Origin of the sequence: Nitratireductor sp. GCM10026969, from assembly GCF_042660605.1 — a bacterium.
Lineage (GTDB): Bacteria > Pseudomonadota > Alphaproteobacteria > Rhizobiales > Rhizobiaceae > Chelativorans.
In genome coordinates, this window is the sequence record NZ_JBHSUM010000063.1 from 1 (window position 1) to 23,304 (window position 23,304).

Consider the following 23,304-nt stretch of genomic DNA (forward strand, 5'->3'; position numbering starts at 1 on the left):
GTGCTGTTGCTGGCATTGATGCCGCTGCTGCCGCCGACCGAGGCGTTGGTGTTCGACGTTGCCAGGCTCCCGCTGCCGCCGACCGTGGTGCTGTTGCTGGCATTGATGCCGCTGCTGCCGCCGACCGAGGCGTTGGTGTTCGACGTTGCCAGGCTCCCGCCGCCGCCGACCGTGGTGCTGTTGCTGGCATTGATGCCGCTGCTGCCGCCGACCGAGGCGTTGGTGTTCGACGTTGCCAGGCTCCCGCTGCCGCCGACCGTGGTGCTGTTGCTGGCATTGATGCCGCTGCTGCCGCCGACCGAGGCGTTGGTGTTCGACGTTGCCAGGCTCCCGCCGCCAACCGTTGTGCTGCTGTTGGCGTTGATGCCGCCCAGCGAGGCGTTTACATCCACGCCGAGACCGCCGCTCGAGCGCCCGCCTATGGATGCGCTTACGCCGCCCACGCTGACGTCAAAGGCTAACGCAGAGGTTGCGAATCCCAGCGCGAGGGTCGCACTTGCCGCAGTCGCAAGAAATGCACGTTTTAGATTAGACATGACATCACTCCTGTTGTTCAGGCAGGTGCAATGATATTCGAAATTAAACGGAAGGTTGTGAACGTAATTCAGGAAAGTAATGAAATGGTTTCAAAAGATAAATATGCAGAATTTTAATTTTCTTAAAACTTTAACTTATAGATGGGGTCTGGCGGCTGTCGTGTGTGAGAACAACGGGAAAATATTTCAGTGGAAATAAACAGGATGACGATAAGGTCGTTGATATCCATGGCGTACATACTTGCCGTCTATGCGAATTCGCGGCCCGCCGGCGTGCGGTGGAAGTAAATGAGGTCGAGAGCAGGCGGCTCGGCGCCGAGCACGGAGAGGATCATATGCGCCTGTCCGCGGTGATGCGTCTGGTGGTTGAAGAGATGCGTCAGCGCCGGCGCAAGCCGCTGCGAGACCGTGCGGGGGTTTACCACTGTCACGTAGGTGAAGCGTCCCTGCAGGTCTTCTTCATCAAGCCCGGCAATCCATTCGATGATGCGCGCGTCCTCGGCCTCGCGGGCAAGCCGCAGCGCAGGCAGCGCGGAATGGACGATGGCATCGAGGCTGGCCGGCGCATTCCCCTCGCCGGTGAAGCGTTGCATCCAGATGCGGTCGGCGACCAGGATGTGGTTGAGTGTGCCCATCATCGAGCGGAAGAAAGCGCCCACGTCGCGTGTGTATTCCCCCGGTTCGAGCCCGGCAGCCGCATCATACAGAATGCCGTTGGCCCACCGGTTGTAGGCGGCCATCATTTCGAAATGCCGCTTCATGATATCCCCCGCTGTCGTCACGTGCGCGTTTCCCATCTGTATCACCGATCAAGATTCTGCATCTTTGCATCGCAAAGAAACAATTGGAATTCTTCACAGCGAGGCGGTAGGCAGTGACGGTGCAGGGAGATCGCGCATGGGCATACTTCTTTACGAACTGGTAGGCAGCGATGAACGCCGCCCGTTCAGCCCCCATTGCTGGAAAATTGCCCTGGCGCTTGCCCATACGGGGCTTTCCTTCGAGGGCAGGCCGACCCGCTTTACCGAGATCGCCGGCATCGAGAACGGCGTTACGAAGACCGTGCCGCTCATTCGGGACGGCGAGCGGCTGATCCGCGGTTCCTTCGCCATCGCGCTCTATCTGGAAGAGGCTTATCCCGACCGGCCGACGCTCTTCGGCGGGGAGGGCGGCAAGGCCATGGCTCGCTTCGTCGAGCGCTGGTCACAACTGACCCTGCACACCTTCATCGGCGAGGCGGCACTGGTGGACATCCATGGCCTGCTGGGGCCGGAAGACCAGGCCTATTTCCGCGAAAGCCGCGAAGCCCGCTTCGGCAAGCCGCTGGAGGACGTGCCGGCGGACCGTGAAACGCGGCTCAAGGATTTCCGCGCCGCGCTCGCGCCGCTGCGCACCCTCTTTCGGCATCAGCCCTTCATCGGCGGTGAGGGTCCGCTTTTCGCCGACTACATCGTCGGCGGCGCCCTGCAATGGGCCCGGGTGGCCTCGCCATTTCCCTTCCTTGCGCCCGATGATCCGGTGGCGGAGTGGTTCGGCCGCTGTCTCGATCTTCATGACGGGCTCGCCCGTCGCGTGCCGGCCGCCGCCTGAGCCCCTTCACACGCGGCCTTCCGACCGCTATAGACCCGCCATCCCGAAACCCTTCCACCAAATGCAAGGATCCGAAATGGCGATCGAACGCACCTTCTCCATGATCAAGCCGGACGCGACGGCACGCAATCTCACCGGCGCCATCACCAAGATGTTCGAGGATGCAGGCCTGCGGGTGGTCGCCTCCAAGCGCGTGTGGATGAGCCGCCGTCAGGCCGAGGGCTTCTATGCCGTCCACAAGGAGCGTCCCTTCTTCGACGAGCTGTGCGAGTTCATGTCCTCCGGCCCGACCGTGGTCCAGGTTCTTGAGGGGGAGAACGCGATCGCCAAGAACCGCGAGATCATGGGCGCCACGAACCCGGCCGATGCCGCCGAGGGCACCATCCGCAAGCTCTACGCCAAGTCGATCGGCGAGAACTCCGTCCACGGCTCGGATGCGTCCGAGACGGCGGCCGAGGAGATCCGCTACTGGTTCTCGGATATCGAGGTCGTCGGCTGAATCGACCTCGCAACATTCGACTGTAACCGCTTGATAGAATTGAGAACACCCCGTGGGAAATGAGCCTGCGGGGTGTTTTTACAAGCTGACGCTACAGCGACGTCATCCCGTTCAGCCGGGATGACGGGAAGGCGGCCGTGTTACTTCCCCCAGCGCCCCAGCGCCTCTTCATCCGCCGCCTTTGCCTCCACCCATCGGCCTTCGTCGCCGTCGGCTGGATGCTCCTTCTTCCAGAAGGGAGCGCGCGACTTCAGATAGTCCATGAGAAAGTCCGCGGCCTCGAGTGCGGCCTTGCGGTGCGACGAGGCAGCCACGACGAGAACGATGTTGTCGCCCGGCATGATCTTGCCGAAGCGATGGATGACGGAAAGGCCGGTGAGCGGCCAATCCTCTGCCGCCTGCCGAGCGATGCGGACGATCTCCGCCTCCGCCATGCCGGGATAGTGTTCGAGCTCCAGGGCGGCCAGCCGCCCCCCTTCGTCGCGACAGCGCCCGGAAAAGGTAACGACGGCGCCGACGTCATGCCGCCCCGCCGTCAGCCGTTCGATCTCGGCGGCGACGTCGAAATCCCCGGGCTGGACGCGCACAATCGGCTGGCAGGCCATTTCAGCCTCCGGTCATCGGCGGAAACAGCGCCACCTCGCCGTCGGCGGGCAGTTTCGCTCCATGGTCGACATGCTCCTGATCGATGGCGACGCGGATGACTTCCGGATGCGCCAGCGCGGCGGTATAGCCGTCGCCACGCGCCTTGAGCCACGTGAGCAGATCGGCCACGGTGACGACGTCGCCGGGAAGGCGGATTTCCTCTTCCTCCCGGCCGATCCGCTCGCGCACCCATGCGAAATAGATGAGTTTCACGGGGCCCTACTCCTCCACGATGTGTTTCAGCCCGGCACGAAAATAGTCGTAGCCGGTGTAAAGCGTCACCAGGGCCGAGAACCACAAAAGCGCGATTCCCGCTTCGGTGACATAGGGAACGATCTTGTCGCCCGCCGGACCGGCGAGCAGGAAGCCGATCGCCAGCATCTGGATCGTCGTCTTCCACTTGGCGAGCTGGGTGACGGGCACACTCACCTTCAGCGCCGCCAGATATTCGCGCAGGCCCGAGACGAGGATCTCACGGCACAGGATGATGATCGCCGCCCACAGGGTCCAGCCGGCGATGGTGCGGTCCGTATCGGCGGCCAGAAGCAGGAGACAGGTCGCCACCAGGAGCTTGTCGGCAATCGGATCCAGCATCTTGCCGATGTTCGAGGTCTGCTGCCAGGTGCGGGCGAGATAACCGTCGAAATAGTCGGTGATGCTGGCGGCCAGGAAGATGCCGAGCGCCGACCAGCGCGCGAAGTCGCTCGACTGCAGCCTGCCTTCCAGAAAGAAGCACAGCACGATCAGCGGCACCGCCATTATGCGCGCATAGGTGAGCAGATTGGGCAGGTTGAAAGCGTGTTGCTGCTGCATGGATCGCTGGCTCATGGTAGCCTTTCAATCAGTCGCCTGTGCGCGCGGTTACCCGCTGACATATGGGCGCTTTGCGGGCCGGTAAAGGTCTATCCGCCCTCGTGGAAGTGGTCATAGATCTGCCGGGCGATGGATTCGGAGATGCCGGAGACCTCCATCAGGTCCTCGACGCCCGCCCGGCTCACCGCCTTTGCGGTGCCGAAATGGTGCAAAAGCGCGCGTTTGCGGCCCGGCCCGATGCCGGGAACCTCGTCGAGCGGGTTCCTGACCATCTCCTTCTTGCGTCGCGCCCGGTGCGAGCCGATGGCAAAGCGGTGCGCCTCGTCGCGCAGCCGCTGCACGAAATAAAGCACCGGATCGCGCACGGGAAGCGAGAAGGACTGCCGGCCCGCCATGAAGAAGCGCTCGCGCCCGGCATCCCGATCCGGTCCCTTGGCGATGCCGATGGCGGTAACTGCCTCGGCGATGCCGAGGTCGTCGAGGATCTGCCGGACGGCTGCAAGCTGTCCCTGGCCACCGTCGATCAGGATGACGTCGGGCCAGGCGGGGAAGGCGTCGCTTTCCTCTCCTTCCCGGCCGTCGAGGCCGCTGTCGGGCAGGCCTTTCTCCTTGATGAGCCGGGAGAACCTTCGCTCCATCACCTCGCGCATCATGCCGAAATCGTCGCCAGGGGAAATCTCCGTCGAGCGGATGTTGAACTTGCGGTAGTGGTTCTTGGCGAATCCTTCCAGGCCTGCCACGATCATGGCGCCCACCGCGTTGGTGCCCATGATGTGCGAGTTGTCGTAGACCTCGATGCGCCGGGGGGCGGCCTCGAGCCCGAAGGTCTCGGCAAAGGCTTCGAGCAGCCTGGCCTGGGAGGAGGTCTCGGCAAGCCTGCGCCCCAGCGCCTCGCGCGCGTTCTGCAGAGCGTGGTCGGCCAGATCCTTCTTCTCCCCGCGCTGTGGCACGGAAACGGTGACCTTGCGGCTCGCCCGTGCCGTGAGAGCCTCCGCCAGGAGCGCCTGATCTTCCACCTCGTGTGATAGAAGCACCGCGCGCGGGCAGGGTTTGTCGTCGTAGAACTGGGCGAGGAAGGAGCCGAGCACCTCGCCGGGGCCGAGCGCCGGGTCGGCCTTGGGGAAATAGGCGCGGTTGCCCCAGTTCTGCCCTGTGCGGAAGAAGAAGACCTGGATGCAGTTCTGCCCGCCTTCCTGATGGATGGCGAAGACGTCGGCTTCCTCGATCCCCTGCGGGTTGATGCCCTGGTGGGCCTGCACGTGGCTCAGCGCCGACAGCCGGTCGCGATAGATCGCCGCGCGCTCGAAATCGAGCGCCTCGGAGGCTTGCTGCATGGCCTGGGCGATCTCCGCCTTCACCTTGCTGGAGCGGCCGGAGAGGAAGTCCTTGGCCTCCGCGACCAGGCCTGCATACTCCTCGGCACTGATCTCGCCCGTGCACGGGCCGGAGCAGCGCTTGATCTGGTAGAGGAGGCAAGGTCGGGTGCGGCTTTCGAAGACCGAATCCGTGCAGGTGCGGATGAGAAAGGCCCGCTGCAGCGAGTTGATCGTCCGCCCCACCGCGCCGGCCGAGGCGAAGGGGCCGAAATAGTCGCCTTTTCTGGAGCGCGCGCCGCGGTGCTTGAAGATGCCGGGGGCCGGGTGGTCGCCGGTCATGAGGATATAGGGAAACGACTTGTCGTCGCGCAGGAGCACGTTGAAGCGCGGGCGCAGGCGCTTGATGAGATTGGCTTCGAGCAGCAGCGCCTCGGTTTCCGTACGCGTGACGACGAACTCCATCGACGCCGTATCGCGGATCATGCGCGCGATGCGGTTGGAATGGCCGCGCCCCTGGGCGTAGTTGGCGACGCGTTTCTTCAGGCTGCGCGCCTTTCCGACATAGAGAACGTCGCCTGCCGTGTTCATCATGCGGTAGACGCCCGGCGCATTGGGCAGGCGCTTGACGACCGCCTGGATTGCTTCCGCGCCGACGGCCGCGCTTTCCTTGCCGGCGCTGTCCCATTCGACCGCCGCGCCGGGCAGCAGGTCCGCTTCCGGGGAAAGCTTCGATGCACTCATTCGGCCACTCCGGCGATGTCCGGCGTCTGCCAGGCGAGATGCTGCCCGCCATCGAGCGCGATCATCTGCCCCGTGATGGAAGGCGTGTCCCAGAGGTAGCGTATCGTGGCGCCGAATTCCGGCAATTCCGGGCCGTGCTGCAGGATCAGCGCTTTGGTCTGCCGCTTGAAATCCGCCTCGCCCTGGCGGGCGTTCGGGAGTGTCGGGCCGGGCCCGATGGCGTTGACGCGGATGCGCGGAGCGAGCGCCTGCGCCATGGTGCGGGTCGCCGTCCACAGGGCTGACTTCGAAAGGGTGTAGCTGAAGAAGCGCGGCGTCGGTCGCCAGACCCGCTGATCGATCATGTTGACGATCAGGCCCGTCTCCGCCTCCGGCAGCGCCTTGGCGAAGGCGCGCGCGAGGGTCGCCGGCGCCTTCAGATGAATGGCGAAATGCCGGTCCCAGACCGCGTCGCTGAAGTCCGTCACCGAATCCTCCTCGAAGACGGAGGCGTTGTTGACCAGAAGCCCGATCGGACCGAGTACGCCGGTCGCCTCGTCCAGGAGTTTCTCAGTCGCGCCCGTATCGGTGAGGTCGGCCTGCAGCACATGCGCCCGGCCGCCGCCGGCCTCGATCGTCCTCGCCAGCTCGTCCGCCTCCGCGCGCGAGGTGCCGCAATGGATCGCCACCGCAAAGCCGTGTGCCGCGAGATCGCGCGCAATGGCCGCGCCGATCCTTTTCGCCCCACCCGTGATAAGGGCGTTCTTGCCCGCTTGCCGCATTCTTCACCCACTTTTCGTTGCTTTAATATATGGCTTCGCCACCATATTCATAGAGTGCCCGGGGGGCCTCCTGACGTGCGAAGGGCGTGTCCAAGGGCTCTCGATTGCCGGCGAAGGTGATTAAATTTGTGTCGTTTCGGCAACAGTTATGATTCTCGTGGAAGCGAACTCCGTCCGATTTCAACCTGTAGCCATGATGCGGCCATTTTTGCCCATTCTCTCCGTGGGCATGGCGGAACCGCGCAGCCTCTACAATCGTTGAAGGCCAGCGGTTGGGGCGCCACGGGTGTTTTTTTGCCGGGTTCGGCAGAGCGCCTCTCTAGAATTGCTGATGTGACAAGGAGTTCACACATGAATGCCAACAAGACTTTGATGCTCGGCGCGGCTGCTGCAGCCATCTTCGCAGCTGCGGCGATCCCCGCCAAGGCCGCCGATGCGGTCATGCAGCCGCCGGCACCGCCGGCCGCCCCGATGGAAGTCGCGCCGGTCGCCACCTGGGCCGGTCCCTATGCCGGTGTTTCGCTCGGTTACGGCTTCTCGGGCGAGGTGTCTGCGGACGGCCTGCCGGTCGACATCGAGACTGATGGTTTCGTCGGCGACGTCTTCGCCGGCTGGCAAGGTCAGTCCGACCGGTTCGTGTACGGTGTCGAGGGCGACATCGGCTACAACGGCATGGAAGGCGATGAGCTGGGGATCGATGTGGAGCATGGTCTCGAAGGGTCGCTGCGCGCCCGTCTCGGCTATGCCGCTACCGACAACATGCTGCTCTACGCAACCGGCGGTGGCGCGGCGAGCCGGCTTGAGCTTTCGGCCCCCGGGGTCTCGGAGTCGGAAACCGCACTCGGCTGGACGGCCGGCGCCGGCGTGGACATGAAGCTGACCCAGCAGTCCTTCGCGCGCGTCGAGTACCGCTATACCGATCTCAACGCGGACTTCAACGGCGGTGACGTCGATACGACCAGCAACAGGGTCATGCTCGGTTTCGGTATGCAGTTCTAAGCCTGCTTGCCCCAACCTTCTTAAAGCCGGGCCTCGTGCCCGGCTTTTCTTTTGCGTAAACGCTATTCGCCCCGAACGGGCGGCATCAGCGTCCTGTCCAGCCGGCAGGCGTTGTGGTCGACCTGCGGGCAGGCGCGGAACTGCAAATCCCTCGTCAGGCAGATCCGCACCTCGCGCAGATAACGCCGGCCGCAGGTAACCGCGATGCCATCCAGGGAAAGCCCCTCGTTGGCGGCGATGAAGCGCTCTTCCAGAATCCGCGGCGAGACCATTTGCGGCTCATCCAGCCGTGAAAATTCCTCAGGCATGACAATCCGCTCCCGCGCCGCGCGGGCAAGCGCGAGGTAATCGGCCTGTGAAAGGCCGGAGCAGGAACCGTGCTTGCGCCACTGATGGCCGATCAGCCCAGGTGACGGCATGATATCGAGATAGGCATCGACCAGCCGGTCGGGCACGCGGTCCGGTCCCGCGCCGGGGCAGAATTCGGGATAGCCGTGCTCATATTGCGGCCACAGCCCGTGAACGATGAAGGCGTAGGGCCGAGGGCCCTCGCACTGACGCCGGTTCGCATCGGTCCCTTCCACCGCGCAGTAGCTGGGCGACCAGGAAAGGGACAGGACATAGAAGTCAAAGCGACCGGCTTCGGCACCCCTTTCGCCGGAGAAGGCAGGGAATGTCGTTTGCAGCAACCCGGCCGAGAGGAGAGCCGCGGCTGCCCGGCGCAGGAGTCTTCGGGCTAGCGCAGGACGCTGCATTCGGCGTTGTAGACGTTCCAGCGGTCGAAGCCGAGCACGCAGAACTCCACATTGTCCCCCAGGCCGGCGAATCCCTGACCGTACTCGATCAGGTACCAGACCGGCCGGTCCTGGCCGTCGGTCAGCCGCACCGTTGCCGCGCAGTAGCGCCGCTCGATCGGGTTGTTGAAGGTGGCCGGCTCGTAGCGTGTCAGCCGGGCGTTGTAGAGGTCGACAATTCCGACATCCGGCAGGTGCGGCACATGCCTGACCTGATAGTGGAAACCATTCCTGACGGCTGACTGCACGCTTCCGTGTCCGCAGATGGAATCTTCCTGGGCATAGACGGCGACCGTGTCGGCCGCCTGCGCGGGAAGTTGCGGCGCCACGGTGGCGAGTGAGGTTGCAAGTGCCACTGCGAAGCCCGATATGCGCGCCATTGCGAATCTCCGAAGGCTTGAAATTGGCGGGCAGTTTCCGCCACCTACGCCCTTTGGTCAAGGCGACACCGGCGCTTCCCCTGTCAACTGTGTGAGCGAGAAGCGGCTGGCGCCGCGTTCCCCCAGCGTTCGCGCAAGGACCGGCAGTAGAATTTCGAGTTCGCGGCCCAGAACGTAGGGTGGATTGACGACGAGCATGCCGGTCCCGTCGAGTCGCGGCTCCGGCGACGGCGGCCTGATTTCGAGGCTGATGTCGAGAATGTCCGGCACGCCACTTTCCTTCAGCGCTTGCCGGAACGCCGCCACCGCTGCCCTGTCCTTGATGGGATACCAGAGCGCATAGATCCCGCCCGGCCAGCGCCGATAGGCTCTTTTGAGCCCGTCGACCAGACGCTCGAACTCGCCCGATTTCTCGAACGGCGGGTCGACCAGCACCAGGCCGCGCTTTTCTTTCGGCGGCACATGTGCGCCGAGCGCCAGCCACCCGTCGAGTTCGATCACCCGCACCTGATGGTCGCCGGCGAAAAGAGTCTTCAGGGCTGCCACATCCTGCGGATGCAGTTCGATCGCCGTCAGCCGGTCCTGCCGGCGCAACAGGTGACGCACCAGCAGGGGCGAGCCGGGGTAGCGCGTCACCTCATTGCCCTGATTCACCGCAAGAACAGAATCGAGCAACGGTCTGAAAAGACTCGCCGCCTCACCCTCGATCTTCGTTGTCACCAGGCGCGCGATGCCGTCGCGCCACTCGCCGGTGCGCTGTGCCTCTTCGCGGGACAGGTCGTAAAGCCCGGTACCCGCATGCGTGTCGATCACGCGGAAAGCCTTTTCCTTGCGCTTGAGATAGTCGATGATGCGCACAAGCACCGTGTGCTTGACGACGTCGGCAAAATTCCCGGCGTGGAAGGCGTGACGGTAGTTCATGGGTTGCGTCCCGAAGCTTCGGATGACATGCTCGACATGCGTAGCTTTATTAATGGATAGTGCATCGATATTTTGCCTGAAGGCTTTAAAAACCTGATTTTGAGAGACTAGCCTCCCGCCATGAACACGCACGCAAATCTTCAGATCGGGCACTCGGCCTGCCCGCACGACTGCCCCTCCACCTGCGCTCTCGACGTCGAGATCGCTGACGGCCGGATCGGCCGCGTCCACGGCGCCAAGGATAACAGCTACACCGCCGGCGTCATCTGCGCCAAGGTGGCGCGCTATGCCGAGCGCATCCACCATCCCGACCGGCTGCTCAAGCCGCTGGTCCGCGCCGGCGCCAAGGGAGAGGGCGTATGGCGCGAGGCGAGCTGGGAAGCAGCCCTCGACCGTGTGGCCGAGGCATTCGTCAAGGCGGAGGAAAAACACGGCAGCGAGACTGTTTGGCCGTATCTGTACGCCGGCACGATGGGGCTCGTACAGCGCGATTCGATCCATCGGCTGCGCCATGCCAAGCGCTATTCCTACCAGTTCGACACGATCTGCACCAATCCGGCCTGGGCGGGCTACGTGATGGGCACGGGCGCGTTGCGCGGGCCGGACCCGCGCGAGATGGCCAAGGCCGATTGCGTCGTCATCTGGGGAACCAACGCTGTCGCGACCCAAGTCAATGTGATGACCCATGCGGTCCGCGCACGCAAGGAGCGCGGGGCGAAGATCGTCGTCGTCGACGTCTACGAGAACGCGACGATGAAACAGGCCGATCTCGCCCTTGTTGTCCGCCCCGGCACGGACGGTGCGCTCGCCTGTGCGGTGATGCACGTGCTTTTCCGCGAAAATTATGCGGACTGGGACTACCTGGAGAACTACACCGATGACCCGAAGGGGCTTGCGGCGCATCTCCAGGGCCGCACGCCCGAATGGGCCGAAACCGTCACCGGCGTACCGGCGGCCGAGATCGAGCGCTTCGCCCGGCTGGTGGGCGCGACGAAGCGCACTTATTTCCGTCTCGGCTACGGCTTCACGCGCAACCGCAACGGCGCGGTGAACATGCATGCCGCTCTTTCCATCGCCGCCGTTACCGGCGCGTGGAAGTACGAGGGCGGTGGCGCCTTCCATTCCAATTCCGCTATTTTCGGCCTCGACAAGACGCTGGTCGAGGGCAAGGCCTTCGCTGACCCATCCATCCGTTCGCTCGATCAGTCGCAAATCGGCCGCGTCCTGACCGGTGATGCTGCCGCGCTTCACGGCGGCCCGCCCGTGACTGCCATGTTGATCCAGAACACCAATCCGGCCAATGTGGCGCCGGAGCAGCGGCTGGTGAAGAAGGGCTTCCAGCGCGACGATCTCTTCGTTTGCGTACACGAGCAGTTCATGACCGAGACGGCAAAGCTCGCCGATGTCGTCCTGCCGGCCACCATGTTCCTGGAGCATGACGACATCTATCGCGGCGGTGGCCATCAGCACATCCTGCTCGGGCCGAAGCTCGTCGATGCACCGGGCGAGGCGCGGGAGAACATCTTTGTCATCGAGGAACTGGCGAAGCGCCTCGGCGTGGCGCACCTGCCGGGTTTCGGATGGTCGGCGCGCGAGCATCTCGACTGGATGATCGGCCGGCGCGGCCTGGGGACTTTCGAGAGCTTCCGCCAGGATCGCTGGGCCGATGTGCAGCCCGATTTCGAGACGGCGCACTTTCTGAAGGGTTTCGCCCATCCCGATGGCAAGTTCCGCTTCCGGCCCGATTGGATCGACACCCCCGGGTCCACGCGCCCGCCGGAGTCGATCGGCATCCAGGGGCCGCACGAGCGCCTGCCGGAATTCCCCGATCACGTTGATTTTATCGAGGCTGCGGATTCTGAACACCCCTTCCGCCTGGCAACGTCGCCGGCACGCAGCTTCCTGAATTCGAGCTTCACCGAGACACCGGGTTCCCGCAAACGCGAGCGCCGGCCGGAGCTGATGCTGCATCCGGAAGATGCGGAAGAGCTCGGCATTGCCGAAGGCGACCGCGTGGAGATCGGCAACCACCGTGGAGAGGTGGTCCTGCACGCCAAACTCTTCAACGGCGTGTGCCGCGGGGTCGTCATTGCGGAGGGAATCTGGCCGAACGACGCTCACGAGCGCGGCGAGGGGATCAATGTGCTGACCGGTGCCGATGCGATCGCGCCGCACGGCGGAGCGGCCTTCCATGACATGAAGGTGTGGGTGAGGCCCCTTTAGTGCTCTTGCCGAGCGGCCGGGACGGGAACCCCTCGATCAGGTAAGTGGCGGGATGCTGGTCGCATCCCGCTATAGGGTGTCCGGCTAACCGCCGACCAGCGTTCCGCCGTTCGGGTGCAGGATCTGCCCGGTCATGTAGGAAGAGTCCTCGCAGGCCAGGAAGAGCATGGACGGGGCCACCTCGTTCGGCTGGCCGGGGCGGCCGAGGGGCACGTTCTGGCCGAAGTTGGCTACGGATTCGGCCGGGAAGGAGGCCGGGATCAGAGGGGTCCAGATGGGGCCCGGCGCGACACCGTTGACGCGGATGCCCTTGGGCGCGAGGTTGCCCGAAAGCGCGCGCACGAAGGCCAGAATGGCGCCCTTGGTCGAGGCATAATCCATCAGCACTTCCTGACCCTTGTAAGCAGTGACTGAGGTGGTGCAGATGATCGAGGCGCCGCTTTTCATGTGCGGAAGGGCGGCGCGGGTGATGTTGAACATGCCGAAGATGTTGGTCTGGTAGGTGCGGTGAAGCTGCTCGTCGGAGATGTCCGTCAGCTCTTCCTGGTAGTGCTGCTCGGCGGCATTGTTGACGAGCACGTCGATCCTGCCGAAGCGTTCGATGACGGTCTCGATGAAGGCTTCGGCTGTCTTTCGGTCGCCGATATCGCCGGCCTCGGAGAAAACCTCGCCGCCTTCCGCCTCGACGAGCCTCTCGGTTTCGGCGGCATCCTGCTCCTCGTCCTTGTAGAGGAAAGCAACCTTGGCGCCTTCCCGGGCAAACAGGACCGCCGTAGCACGGCCGATACCGGAATCGCCGCCCGTGATCACCGCCACCTTGTCCTTCAGCCGGTCGGAGCCGCCATAGCGCGGGGTGTAGTCCGGGCTCGGATGCATGGCGTGCTCCTTGCCGGGCTGATGTTCCTGATGCTGTTCCGGGAGCTTGTCTGCTGTCATGGTCGTGCCTCGTGCGCTGTTGTCGTGCAACAAACACGGTGCGGGCACATGGTGTTCCGGCGGCAATGGGAACTTTCGATGCATCGCTCGGATTTATGCTGCAGGTAGAATACAAGGAGGCGGAAATGCCCGCGAAATCCAAGCAGCAGCAAAAGGCGGCCGGCGCGGCACTTGCGGCCAAGCGCGGTGAAATGCCGAAATCCAAGCTCAAGGGCGCCTCGCGCGATATGGAAAAGTCCATGAGCAAGGACGAGCTGGAAGACCTGGCAGAGACCAAGCGCAAGGACCTGCCGCGCAAGAAGGACGACTGAGCCTGCCGGCCATTGCCTTGAAGGTTTGGAAACGTCGTCCCTCAGGCGACTCGATTGGTCTCGCCGTTCTCCAGAGCAGCCATGAAGGAGTTGAGCCAGTAGGCAGCGTCATGCTCGCGGATACGCTGCATGAGGGCGCGCTGGCGCTCCTGTCTTTCCTCGAGCGGCATCGTGAGCGCCCGGCAAAGATTGCGCGCCATGTCGTCGACGTCATAGGGATTGACGATCAGCGCCTCGTGCATCTCCTCGGCGGCACCGGCAAATTTCGAAAGCACCAGGACACCGGGATTTTCCATCGACTGGGCGGCGACATATTCCTTGGCGACGAGGTTCATGCCGTCGCGCAGCGGCGTGACGAACCCCACCTGGCTGGCACGGAAGAGGGCGGCCAGCGCGTCGCGCGGCACGGTGCCGTGAATGTAGCGCACCGGTGTCCAGTTGAAATCGGCGAAGCGGCCGTTGATGGCGCCTGACAGCGCTTCCAGCTCCTTGCGGATCTCCACATAAGCCTCCACCTCCTCGCGGGTGGGCGTGGCGATCTGCATCAGCGCGACGGATTTGCGCATCTCGGGATAGAGCTCGAGCAGGCGCGCGAAGGCGCGCAGACGGTCCGGCAGGCCCTTGGTGTAGTCCAGCCGGTCGACGCCGATGATCTGCTGGCGGCCGAGGATCTCGCGCCGCTGGGTCTCGATCTGCACCTCGTCACTCGGCTTCTCGGCCATCTCCACGAAGGAATCGACGTCGATGCCGATGGGGAAACAGCCGGCGATCACCTCGCGCTCGCCGATGGCGATCTTGCCGTCGGGCTCGAGCCGGCATCCCAGGTGATCTTCCACATAGTGCTGAAGATTGCCGAGATCCGTGTTGGTCTGGAAGCCGATGACATCGAACTCGAGCAGGCTTTCCACCAGCCAGCGATGGCGCGGGACGGCGGCGAGGATTTCCGGGGGCGGGAAGGGGATGTGCAGGAAGAAGCCGATGCGCTGCTTGCAGCCGCGCTGGCGAAGTTCCGAGGCGAGCGGCAGCAGGTGGTAATCGTGGATCCAGATGACGTCGTCGGGCTTGAGCACCGACATCAGAGCATTGGCGAACTTCGCGTTGACCCGCCGGTAGCCGTCGAGAAAGGTGGTTTTGTATTCCACCAGGTCGAGCCGGTAATGAAACAGCGGCCATAGAACGCTGTTTGAAAAGCCCAGATAATATTCGGAGTAGTCCTGCTCGGTGAGCGGGATCGTCGCCTGGGTGACGGTGCCTACCTTGCGCAGGCGGGGTTCGGGTTCTTCCTCGTATTTCAGCGTCTGGCCGTCCCATCCCATCCACACTCCGCCGCGTTGGCGCAGCGAGTCCGCGAGCCCAACCGCCAGACCGCCCGCCTGGGCGGATCTGAGGTCGGCGACGCGGTTTGAGACGACAACGAGACGCTTCACACGACGGTCTCCCATGGTTTGGACAGACGCCTGGCGCCGTTGATAATACCGACCATCGAGTAGGTCTGCGGGTAATTGCCCCACATCTCTCCGGTCACGGGATGTGTGTCCTCCGACAGCATGCCAAGCGGATTGCGAGTCTTCAAGAGCGCTTCGAAAATCTCGCGCGCCTCGTCATGACGGCCGATGCGGGCGAGCGCGTCGAGACGCCAGAAGGCGCAGATGTTGAAGGAGACCTCCGGCTTTCCGAAGTCGTCCGCCGCCTCGTAACGCAGCATGTAGGGGCCTGTCGCGAGCGCCTTTTCGAGCTGGTCGACCGTGCTGACGAAGCGTGGATCGCGCGGATCGATGAAGCCGACTTCAGTCATCAGGAGCACGCTCGCATCCAATGTCTCGCCGCCGAAGCTCTCCACGAAGGCTTTCCGCTTCTCCGACCAGGCCTCGGCGAGAATGCACGCCTTGATTTCGTCGGCCCGCTCTCTCCACTGGGTCGCACGCGCTGCCTCGCCAAGTCGCGAGGCGATATGCGCAAGCCTGTCACAGGCTGCCCAGCACATCAGGCTCGAAGAAGTATGAACGCGCGAGCGTGAACGGAGTTCCCACATGCCGGCGTCGGGCGTGTTGTAGACCGCGTAGGCCTGCTCGCCGGCGGTTTCCAACAGCCGGAAGTCGGTGACGGTCGGCTTCATCTGGATACGGCGGTCGAAGAAGATCTGCGCCGCGCCCAGGATGACGTTGCCGTAGACGTCGTGCTGGTAGTGCTCGAAGGCCTGATTGCCGCAGCGCACGGGGCCCATGCCGCGGTAGCCGGCGAAATTGTCGAGTATGGTCTCGGTGAGCTGCCGCTCCCGACCGATCCCGAACACGGGCTGCAAATGCCCGCCGTCGGTATCGGCCACCAGGTCCATGAGGTAACGGAAATAGTTCTCCATCGTCTGGACGGTGCCGAGGCTGTTGAGCGCGCGAACGACGAAGAAGGCATCGCGCACCCAGCAGAAACGGTAGTCCCAGTTGCGGCCGCTGTCGGGCGCCTCGGGGATACTCGTGGTCATCGCGGCGATGATGGCGCCGGTCGGCTCATAGGTGCACAGTTTCAGCGTGATGGCAGCACGGATCACCGCTTCCTGCCATTCGAAGGGGAGCGCCAGGCTGCTTACCCAATTGTGCCAGTAGCTGGCGGTACGCTCCTCGAAATCGCGCGCGATGTTGGCCACGCTCCCGTCCAGCGTCTCGTCGGGACCGACGATGATATCGATTGGGGAGGACAGATTGAAGAAGGTCTCGTCGAGCACGTAGTCGATTGGCGCATCGGTCGACAGCCGCAATGTCAGGTCCGGCCCGACATAGCGTACATGATTGGAGCCGCGCGTCTTCTGCGGACGCACGGTCCCATAGGCGAAGGTCGGGCGCATGCGGATGGAGATGCGCGGCGTTCCAGCGATCGGCCGCACGCGGCGAACCAGCGTCTGCGGCCGGAAAATGCGGTCGCGCCAGAAGAAGCGCGGCGCGGTGTCGACGATCTCCAGCGAGCCGGAAGCACCGTGCAGGCGCGTGACCAGGACCGCCGTGTTCGGCTCGTAGTGCTGTTCGGTCTCGGCCAGGTCTTCCAGAACGATGGAGAAATGCCCCTCGTCGGGATCCTCCTCGCCGACCAGCAACGCGTTGAAAACCGGATCGCCGTCAAAGCGTGGCAGGCAGCACCAGATCATGCGGCCCTTGGGATCGATGAGCGCCGAGAAGCTGCAATTGCCGATCGCGCCGAGGTTGAGTGTGCTCACGGGAATATACCTATGCTGTCAATGAATGGGTCTCAAAACTGTCGGCGAGGCGGCTGAGCCACGTACGGAAGGCATCCGTGTCCTCGCTGCGATATACGGCGGCGGTATCGCCGGCGCCGATCTTGATGGAGATGCCGCTGGCGCGCGCCACCTCGCGGAAAGCATCCTCGTCTGTGACGTCGTCGCCGGCAAACAGCGGCACGCGCCCCTTGAAGGGAGCCTCGTCCATGAATGCCGCCACGGCATCGGCCTTGGTGGCCTGGCCGCTCTTGACCTCGATCACCATCTTGCCGTGCAGGATGTGCAGTCCCTGGAGGCCGTCGACCGCCTCGTGCACGGCCGCTGCACATGCCGGGCCGAGATCCGGCCGCTGCCGGTAGTGCAGCGCCAGCGAGCCCGACTTGGTTTCGACCATGGTGCCGGGATGGGCCGCGGTGAAGGCCCCGAGCTTGTCGCCAAGCGTGGCGAAAGTGGCGGCATCGACGCTTTTGGCGCTCATCTCACCGCCCGCCCCCCGGCGCTCCAGCCCGTGCACGCCGGCGACCGGCAGGCTGAGCGGCGCCAGAAAGCGGTCGATTTCCTGGATCGGCCGGCCGGTAACGATGGCCAGCGCGCCCTGCGTGCTTCTTTCCAGGCGCGCAAGCACCTCGCGCGTGGGCAGGGGAACCGAAACGGCGTCGGGATGCTCGACGATGTCGGCCAGGGTCCCGTCGAAATCCAGGAAAATCGCTGTGCTTCCGGGATTGAGGCCCGAATGGTCGAACGACTGCAAGGGTTCTGGTCTGTCAGCCATATTGACGCGAAAGGTGCGGAATCACTGAAGCCTTGGGAGCGGCTGCGATTATGCTATGCTACCGCCCGGCGGTTGTGAAGGAGGCCGTGGACCAACGTATCGGTGTTCTGGCGAACGGCCGGGTTCGAGCGGCGACATAAGCCGCTTTCACGGTTCCCGCAAGGGTGGAATAAGTCGAGCAAGGGAAATTGCACATGAAAGAATTCAGACATGGTGTCGTGGCCTGTCTTCTTGTCGCCGTGCTGGCGGCTGCAGCACCGGCTGAGGCGCAGGGACGCCCCGATATCCGCAGCATGAGCTGCCAGCAGGCGCAAAGCCTGGTGCAGGAGAACGGCGCGGTCGTCCTGACGACGGGACGCCATACCTATGATCGCTACGTCGCCGGCCAGCAATTCTGCTTTCCGGGATACGTGACGCGCCGCGCCCATGTCGGGACGAATGACTCTGCGATGTGTCTGATCGGCTACACCTGCGTGCCCGACACCGACTGGCACGACGACAGGTGGTGGCAGCGGCGCTAGCAGCGGCGGGCCCGCCTATTCGGCCGCGCGTCGCCTCGTGCCGCGCCCGCCGCCGGCAATGAAACGGCACATCCGGCCCGCAGCCTCGCGCAGCACGGATTCATCCTGGCACATGGAAATACGCACATGCCCTTCCGCTGCGGCGCCGAAGCTGGTGCCGGGCATGACGGCCACCTGTTCCCGTTCCAGAAGGGCCCAGGCGAAGGCTTCGCTGTCTGGATCGATTTCGGAGATGTCGAGCATGACGTACATGCCGCCCTCGGAGCCGCGTACGGCCACGCCGTCGAGCCCGCGGATCGCTTCGAGAAAGGCCGTGCGCCGGGCAGCGTAGAGGGCGGCGATCCCGTCGACGCCGCGGGCGTTCTCCACCGCTTCGATCGCGGCGCGAGAGACGAAATCCACCATCCCGTAGCTGGAGACCAGGTTGAGGTTGGTGAGATGGCTGACGAGCTCGGGGGTCGCCGTCAGCCAGCCGACGCGCCAGCCTGTCATGCCGTGGCTCTTCGACAGGGAATTGACCACCAGCGTGCGCTCCTTCATGCCAGGCAGAGAGCGTGGCGAGACGTGTGGCCGGCCGGCACGGATCGTCCAGTAGACCTCGTCCGAAAGGAGCCACAGGTCGCGTTCGCGGCACAATTCGGCGATCGCCTCCATCGTGGCGCGCGAATAGACGGCGCCGGTCGGGTTGTTCGGCGAATTGACCAAAAGCAGCTTTGTTTCCGGGCGAAGGGCGGCGGCGATGGCATCCATGCGCGGTTCGAAACCGTCTTGCGGGCGCGTCGCCACCTCCGTGCAGGCGGCGCCGGCGGCACGCACCGTTCCGGGATAGGTGGCGTAATAGGGCGCAAGCACGACGGCATGGTCGCCCGGGTCGAGCAGGGCCTGGCATGCGGCGAAGAGGGCGCCCTGGCCGCCCTGGGTGACGATGATCTCGTCCGACGTGGTCTCCACGCCGGTGCAGGCTTGTGAGAGCTCAGCCAGGGCGCTGCGCAGGCGCGGCAGTCCTGGAAGCTGGATATAATGATGGTGTCCGGACCGCACCGCCTCGACGCAGGCGGCCACCGTTTCGGCGGGGGTATCGAAATCGTGATCGCCGACGGAAAGCATCAGGATATCCTCGCCCGCTTGCCTTCGGGTCATGGCGGCGATGTGGACCTCCCATCCGTTCTTGCCGGAAGGCGTGATTCCCTTGATGCGGCTGGATGGAGCGGGCATGTGGTCGTGTCCTTGAAACGGTCTTTTCCTGCCTATAACCGATCACCGGTGGAACGCGATAGCAAGAGACGAAGGACAGGCATTCAGCGGCGATCGGCCTTTGACGGGTTGCCGCACCCCCGTCGCGCCCGCTATAGGCACGGGCGCGGAGAAACAGCGGCGGCGGATATGCTGGCATCGAACGAAAGAAAGAAGATGGCGGACCAGCAGGATCGGACTGCTGTCGTCGACGAAGCCATCACGTCACGCCGTTCCGTGCGCGCCTTTCTGCCCGATCCGGTGGACGAAGCCACCATTGGCGACATCCTGCGGGTCGCCGCGCGCGCGCCGTCGGGCACGAACATGCAGCCCTGGAAGGTGTACGTCACGACGGGCGAGGCGAAGGAGCGTCTTTCCGAGGCTATTCTTTCCTCCGGCATCCGGGCGGAAAAGGTCGAGTGGGACGAATACAAATATTATCCGGACAAGTTCTTCGAGCCCTATCTGTCGCGCCGTCGGGCGATCGGCTATGCACTTTACAGTCTCCTCGGCATCGGCCGGCGCGAAGTGGAGCGGATGCGTGCCCAGCACGACCGCAATTTCATCTTCTTCGACGCACCGGTGGGGATGATCTTCACCATCGACCGCCGGCTGAACAAGGGATCCTGGGTGGACTACGGCATGTTTCTGCAGTCGATCATGATCGCCGCGCGGGCAAGGGGGCTGCACACCTGCCCGCAGGCGGCCTTCGCGCCCTATCACCGCTTCATCCGGCCCATTCTCGGGATTCCGGAGGAGGAGGTGGTGGTGTGCGGGATGGCGCTCGGCTACGAGGACACCGCGAAGCCGGAAAACCGCCTGCGCAGCGAACGCGCGCCGCTGGAAGAGTTCGTCAGCTTCCTGCGCTAGACAGGTCCTCTTGCGCCTACCGACCGTCTGGTTACGGGGAGCGCCGGGTCCGCCGACCCTTACCAAAGTTTAATGTGCGCGACAGCCTCCCGTAACATTGAAACCGGCATAAAGAATGCGTTTTCAGGAAGCGCCGGCACCCGGTGCTTTGATACGAGGAGATGACGCATGCTTCGCAAGGTACTTGTTTCCGCAGTCGCCCTGTCGCTCGCTGCCAGTACCGCGGCCCTGGCACAGGACGTAGAAACCGAGACCTCCGCCGGACCGGAGCGGACGGAGCGCCCGGAGCGCGGCCCGCACGGGATGTTCAGCCGGCTCGACCGTGACGGTGACGGCCGCATCGGCGCCGATGAGTTCGGCGGCGGCAGGCTGGAGATGATGCGGGCAGCCGACGCGGACGGCGACGGCGCACTGACGGAGGAGGAGATCGCGACCTATCTGATGAACCGCCACTTCCAGCGCCGCGCCGAGCGGGCCGCGCGCCACCTGGACATCAACGGCGACGGCACCGTTACCATCGCCGAAATCGAGGATTACCAGGGCAAGCGCTTCGCCTTGCTCGACCGCGACAATGACGGCCAGATCAGCCGGGAGGAGATGCGCCGCAGCGGCATGGGCAAGCGCTTCATGCACCATCGCCGGATGGGCGAGCACGGGCCCCGCGCCGCGATGCGCGGTTGGGACCGAGACCGCCAAGACTCCATGATGCACCACCACCGTGGTCAGCCGAGATTCATAGACGAGGTCGACCCGATGGCACCGGAGGAAGCGTCGGACGGGGAATAGAGCAAGCTGCTTCCAGGTGGGGCGGCCAAGCGTGCCTTCGCCCTCGTCCTTCGACAGGCTCAGGATGAGGACGAAGGCGGAGCAGCATCGCGTAAGCTTCGGTTTCGAAGCGGGGGCGTATACAGAAGCCCCATGGTAAGGCCTGTCGAACCACGGAGCGGATTGTCAGTGCAAGGTGACTTCGCTTCAGATCATCATGGTCCGGCGCACACGGTTTTCCACCTGCAGGAAGGCCCGGCAGCGGTGCCGGGCCTCTTCTCATTCTTCCCCGCTGAGAACCTCGTAGCCGACCTCCGCCGACGCCTCGCCCAGGATGCGCCAGAAGGAACGGGCGAGGGAGCGGGAGACGAAAATGTCGAACTGTGTCGCGCCCGTACGCTGGATCTGTGCGGTGGTGTCGTGATGCATGGTCGCGCGGCCCTCTGCGACGGCGAAGGCCTCGGCCGAGAAGTCGATGGCGAAGAGCTTAGAAAGCACCCATTCCGCGCGCGGTCCGGCGATCCGGATCACCGTGCGTCCATGGGAGAGGTCGGTCACCGTGCCCGTCTCAAGCGGCACCGCCGCGGCGAGCCTTGCTGCAAGCCCTTCGCTGCCCGTCACGAGGAAGCGCTCCGGGCCGATCGAGAAGGCGGCCGCCCCGGCGCCGAGTGCGCCGGCATTGGGAGAGGCCGAAAGCGTAAGGCCGGTCACATCGCCGATCGCCGCCGCCAAGATCTCCCTGCCCCCCGGCCAGGCGGTCGCCTCGGCCATGAAGGTCGGCGTGACCTCGCTCAGGGTGACGCCCGATCCGCCATTCGAACGTCCGTGAAGACCCGGACGCAACGCGGGGCCGAGCGAGGATTCGCGCTCAACCATGAAGGCGCCTCCCTTCCGGATCGAAGAAGTGATGGCTGGCGATCTCGACCGGGCCGAAGCGCTTCCTGAGCGGATCGGAAACGAAGGCACGGCTGCCGTGCCGCGCCTTGCCGCCCTTGACCAGCGCCAGCCCGATATATTTCGACAGGGCCGGCGAATAGCAGGCGGCGGTCACGTGTCCAATGCTCCTTCCAGGCGTCTCCAGGCCGCCGCTTTCGACGATGTGTGCACCGCCGTCGAGCGGCTGGCCGTCGAGCGAGAGGAGGCCGACCAGGCGCAGGCGGTTCTTGTCGATAAGGCCTTCGCGATCCATCAGCGCCGAGCCGATGAAGGGTTTCTTCTTCGACAGAACCCAGTCGAGATAAAGATCGCGCGCGGTCGTGCGACCATCGATCTCCGCGCCGGTGACATGGCCCTTCTCGATGCGCAGCGTGCCGAGCGCTTCCATGCCATAGGGCACAATGCCGTAGGGCTCGCCCGCCTGCCAGAGCGCTTCCCATACATGCCGACCGTGGCCGGCGCCACAATACACCTCGTAGGCGAGCTCGCCGGAAAAGGAGAGGCGGCAGATCATCACCGGCGCGCCGTCGATATCGCCGTGGACGATCCCCATGAAGGGCAGTGCCTCGTCGTCGACGGCTGTGCCGGTGACACAACCCTCAAGCACCTTTCGCGCATTGGGGCCGGCGACCGCAGCGCCTGCCCACTGGTCGGTCACGGAGGTGAGGTGCACCTTGAGGTCCGGCCAGACGATATCGAGGAAATATTCCAGATGCTGCATCACCCGGCCGGCGTTCGCCGTGGTGGTGGTCATCAGGAAATCATGCTCGCCCAGGCGCCAGGTGGTGCCGTCGTCGAAGGCGATGCCGTCTTCGCGCAGCATGAGGCCATAGCGCGCCTTGCCAATCGGCAGGGTGGAGAACGTGTTCGTGTAGACCCGGTCGAGGAATTCGGCCGCGTCCGGCCCCTTCACCGCGATCTTGCCGAGGGTGGAGACATCGACGATGCCGACCGAGCGGCGGAGGGCGGCCGCCTCGCGCACATAGGCCTGCTCGACCGTCTCCCCCGGCTCGCCGTAGATCATCGGGCGGTGCCAGAGCCCGGCTTCCATCATGCGCGCGCCGTTCTCCACATGCCAGTCATGCATCGGGGTGAGCCGGTCGGGCTTGAAATGGCCGTGCCTCTCGCCAGCCAGCGCGCCGATGGAGACGGGCGAGAAGGGCGGGCGGAAGCGCGTGGTGCCGACCTCGCCGATCGGCAGGCCGCGCGCCTCGGCCATGATGGCAAGCCCCGGCACGTTGGAGGTCTTGCCCTGATCGGTCGCCATGCCGAGTGTGGTGTAGCGCTTCAGATGTTCGACCGAGACGAACCCCTCGCGATGGGCAAGGCGCACGTCCTCGGCGGTCACGTCGTGCTGAAGGTCGACGAAGGCCTTGCCCTTCGCCCTGATCTCGAAGACGGGGGCGGGATGCGGGTCGATTGCGGGCGCCTTGACGGCGGGTGGCTTTGCGCGCGAGGGCCTTTTCCCGACGGCCTTCAGGCCGGCATCGCGGCCGGTGGCGAGCGCCTCGGCGGT

The 23,304-nt window shown here is 64.5% G+C and carries 25 protein-coding genes; 8 read left to right on the forward strand and 17 right to left on the reverse strand.

Annotated elements, in window-relative coordinates; all coding sequences use genetic code 11:
• Both ACFP9U_RS13955 and ACFP9U_RS13960 read right to left on the reverse strand, forming a co-directional pair.
• Positions 1-536: hypothetical protein (locus ACFP9U_RS13955; RefSeq protein WP_378622276.1), on the reverse strand; the 536-nt coding region annotated here is incomplete at its 3' end.
• 248 nt (positions 537-784) lie between these two features.
• Positions 785-1,297: a DinB family protein gene (locus tag ACFP9U_RS13960; protein WP_378622323.1), complete on the reverse strand. Its 513-nt coding sequence runs from the start codon at positions 1,295-1,297 to the stop codon at positions 785-787.
• Positions 1,298-1,433: 136 nt separating this feature from the next.
• Between ACFP9U_RS13960 and ACFP9U_RS13965 the strand changes: the two genes are divergently transcribed.
• Both ACFP9U_RS13965 and ndk read left to right on the forward strand, forming a co-directional pair.
• Positions 1,434-2,126: a glutathione S-transferase family protein gene (locus ACFP9U_RS13965; protein WP_378622277.1), complete on the forward strand. Its 693-nt coding sequence runs from the start codon at positions 1,434-1,436 to the stop codon at positions 2,124-2,126.
• Between the two features lie 76 nt (positions 2,127-2,202).
• Positions 2,203-2,625, forward strand: a complete 423-nt coding sequence (gene ndk / locus ACFP9U_RS13970; RefSeq protein ID WP_378622280.1) for a nucleoside-diphosphate kinase — start codon at positions 2,203-2,205, stop codon at positions 2,623-2,625.
• 140 nt (positions 2,626-2,765) lie between these two features.
• On the opposite strand, the gene ACFP9U_RS13975 is transcribed toward ndk, so the two are convergent.
• The 5 genes from ACFP9U_RS13975 to ACFP9U_RS13995 all read right to left on the reverse strand — a co-directional run bounded on the left by ACFP9U_RS13975 (position 2,766) and on the right by ACFP9U_RS13995 (position 6,901).
• The gene (locus tag ACFP9U_RS13975; RefSeq protein ID WP_378622283.1) at positions 2,766-3,230 is read right to left on the reverse strand and encodes a molybdenum cofactor biosynthesis protein MoaE; all 465 of its coding nucleotides are present in this window, start codon (positions 3,228-3,230) and stop codon (positions 2,766-2,768) included.
• Between the two features lies 1 nt (position 3,231).
• The gene (gene moaD, locus ACFP9U_RS13980; RefSeq protein ID WP_378622285.1) at positions 3,232-3,483 is read right to left on the reverse strand and encodes a molybdopterin converting factor subunit 1; all 252 of its coding nucleotides are present in this window, start codon (positions 3,481-3,483) and stop codon (positions 3,232-3,234) included.
• 6 nt (positions 3,484-3,489) lie between these two features.
• Positions 3,490-4,098: a CDP-diacylglycerol--glycerol-3-phosphate 3-phosphatidyltransferase gene (gene pgsA / locus ACFP9U_RS13985; RefSeq protein WP_322450105.1), complete on the reverse strand. Its 609-nt coding sequence runs from the start codon at positions 4,096-4,098 to the stop codon at positions 3,490-3,492.
• A gap of 74 nt (positions 4,099-4,172) precedes the next feature.
• A complete protein-coding gene (gene uvrC / locus ACFP9U_RS13990) occupies positions 4,173-6,140 on the reverse strand; it encodes an excinuclease ABC subunit UvrC (RefSeq protein WP_378622288.1) in 1,968 nt (655 codons plus the stop codon).
• Positions 6,137-6,901, reverse strand: a complete 765-nt coding sequence (locus ACFP9U_RS13995) for an SDR family oxidoreductase (protein ID WP_378622290.1) — start codon at positions 6,899-6,901, stop codon at positions 6,137-6,139. The genes uvrC and ACFP9U_RS13995 overlap by 4 nt, the downstream gene beginning before the upstream one ends.
• Positions 6,902-7,252: 351 nt before the next feature.
• Between ACFP9U_RS13995 and ACFP9U_RS14000 the strand changes: the two genes are divergently transcribed.
• Complete coding sequence (locus tag ACFP9U_RS14000; RefSeq protein ID WP_378622292.1) at positions 7,253-7,900, forward strand: outer membrane protein; 648 nt, start codon at positions 7,253-7,255, stop codon at positions 7,898-7,900.
• A gap of 62 nt (positions 7,901-7,962) precedes the next feature.
• On the opposite strand, the gene ACFP9U_RS14005 is transcribed toward ACFP9U_RS14000, so the two are convergent.
• From ACFP9U_RS14005 to ACFP9U_RS14015, 3 genes are read right to left on the reverse strand one after another with little or no spacing between them, the layout of a single operon-like run.
• Entirely contained in the window at positions 7,963-8,655 is a 693-nt protein-coding gene (locus ACFP9U_RS14005; RefSeq protein WP_378622294.1) for a ribonuclease T2 family protein, read from the reverse strand.
• Complete coding sequence (locus ACFP9U_RS14010; protein ID WP_378622297.1) at positions 8,637-9,074, reverse strand: hypothetical protein; 438 nt, start codon at positions 9,072-9,074, stop codon at positions 8,637-8,639. Before ACFP9U_RS14010 ends, ACFP9U_RS14005 begins: the two co-directional genes overlap by 19 nt.
• Positions 9,075-9,131: 57 nt before the next feature.
• Positions 9,132-9,995, reverse strand: a complete 864-nt coding sequence (locus ACFP9U_RS14015) for a 23S rRNA (adenine(2030)-N(6))-methyltransferase RlmJ (RefSeq protein WP_378622325.1) — start codon at positions 9,993-9,995, stop codon at positions 9,132-9,134.
• A gap of 120 nt (positions 9,996-10,115) precedes the next feature.
• Here ACFP9U_RS14015 and ACFP9U_RS14020 point away from each other — a divergent pair, with 120 nt between their 5' ends.
• On the forward strand, positions 10,116-12,218 hold the full coding sequence (locus ACFP9U_RS14020) for a molybdopterin-containing oxidoreductase family protein (RefSeq protein ID WP_378622299.1): 2,103 nt from the start codon (positions 10,116-10,118) through the stop codon (positions 12,216-12,218).
• Between the two features lie 84 nt (positions 12,219-12,302).
• Here the strand turns inward: ACFP9U_RS14020 and ACFP9U_RS14025 are convergent, their stop codons facing one another.
• Positions 12,303-13,154, reverse strand: coding sequence for an SDR family oxidoreductase (locus tag ACFP9U_RS14025; protein ID WP_378622301.1), 852 nt, complete (start codon positions 13,152-13,154; stop codon positions 12,303-12,305).
• Between the two features lie 125 nt (positions 13,155-13,279).
• Between ACFP9U_RS14025 and ACFP9U_RS14030 the strand changes: the two genes are divergently transcribed.
• Positions 13,280-13,465: a DUF3008 family protein gene (locus ACFP9U_RS14030; protein WP_322450114.1), complete on the forward strand. Its 186-nt coding sequence runs from the start codon at positions 13,280-13,282 to the stop codon at positions 13,463-13,465.
• Positions 13,466-13,506: 41 nt separating this feature from the next.
• On the opposite strand, the gene otsA is transcribed toward ACFP9U_RS14030, so the two are convergent.
• The 3 genes from otsA to otsB are packed head-to-tail and all read right to left on the reverse strand — an operon-like array spanning position 13,507 to position 17,463.
• Entirely contained in the window at positions 13,507-14,892 is a 1,386-nt protein-coding gene (otsA, locus tag ACFP9U_RS14035) for an alpha,alpha-trehalose-phosphate synthase (UDP-forming) (protein WP_378622303.1), read from the reverse strand.
• Complete coding sequence (locus tag ACFP9U_RS14040; protein WP_378622305.1) at positions 14,889-16,670, reverse strand: glycoside hydrolase family 15 protein; 1,782 nt, start codon at positions 16,668-16,670, stop codon at positions 14,889-14,891. The genes otsA and ACFP9U_RS14040 overlap by 4 nt, the downstream gene beginning before the upstream one ends.
• A gap of 10 nt (positions 16,671-16,680) precedes the next feature.
• A complete protein-coding gene (gene otsB / locus ACFP9U_RS14045) occupies positions 16,681-17,463 on the reverse strand; it encodes a trehalose-phosphatase (RefSeq protein WP_378622307.1) in 783 nt (260 codons plus the stop codon).
• A gap of 194 nt (positions 17,464-17,657) precedes the next feature.
• Between otsB and ACFP9U_RS14050 the strand changes: the two genes are divergently transcribed.
• Positions 17,658-17,984 (forward strand): hypothetical protein, encoded by a 327-nt coding sequence (locus ACFP9U_RS14050; RefSeq protein WP_378622309.1) that lies wholly within the window; start codon positions 17,658-17,660, stop codon positions 17,982-17,984.
• 15 nt (positions 17,985-17,999) lie between these two features.
• Here ACFP9U_RS14050 and ACFP9U_RS14055 read toward each other — a convergent pair whose 3' ends face one another.
• Positions 18,000-19,199 (reverse strand): pyridoxal phosphate-dependent aminotransferase, encoded by a 1,200-nt coding sequence (locus tag ACFP9U_RS14055; RefSeq protein WP_378622311.1) that lies wholly within the window; start codon positions 19,197-19,199, stop codon positions 18,000-18,002.
• Between the two features lie 168 nt (positions 19,200-19,367).
• On the opposite strand from ACFP9U_RS14055, the gene ACFP9U_RS14060 reads away from it, so the two are divergent.
• A complete protein-coding gene (locus ACFP9U_RS14060; RefSeq protein WP_378622313.1) occupies positions 19,368-20,087 on the forward strand; it encodes a nitroreductase in 720 nt (239 codons plus the stop codon).
• Positions 20,088-20,255: 168 nt separating this feature from the next.
• Entirely contained in the window at positions 20,256-20,873 is a 618-nt protein-coding gene (locus ACFP9U_RS14065) for an EF-hand domain-containing protein (RefSeq protein ID WP_378622315.1), read from the forward strand.
• A 258-nt stretch (positions 20,874-21,131) separates the two neighbouring features.
• Here the strand turns inward: ACFP9U_RS14065 and ACFP9U_RS14070 are convergent, their stop codons facing one another.
• Both ACFP9U_RS14070 and ACFP9U_RS14075 read right to left on the reverse strand, forming a co-directional pair.
• Positions 21,132-21,728 (reverse strand): sarcosine oxidase subunit gamma, encoded by a 597-nt coding sequence (locus ACFP9U_RS14070; protein ID WP_378622318.1) that lies wholly within the window; start codon positions 21,726-21,728, stop codon positions 21,132-21,134.
• Positions 21,721-23,304: glycine cleavage T C-terminal barrel domain-containing protein (locus ACFP9U_RS14075; protein ID WP_378622321.1), on the reverse strand; the 1,584-nt coding region annotated here is incomplete at its 5' end. The genes ACFP9U_RS14075 and ACFP9U_RS14070, both read right to left, overlap by 8 nt.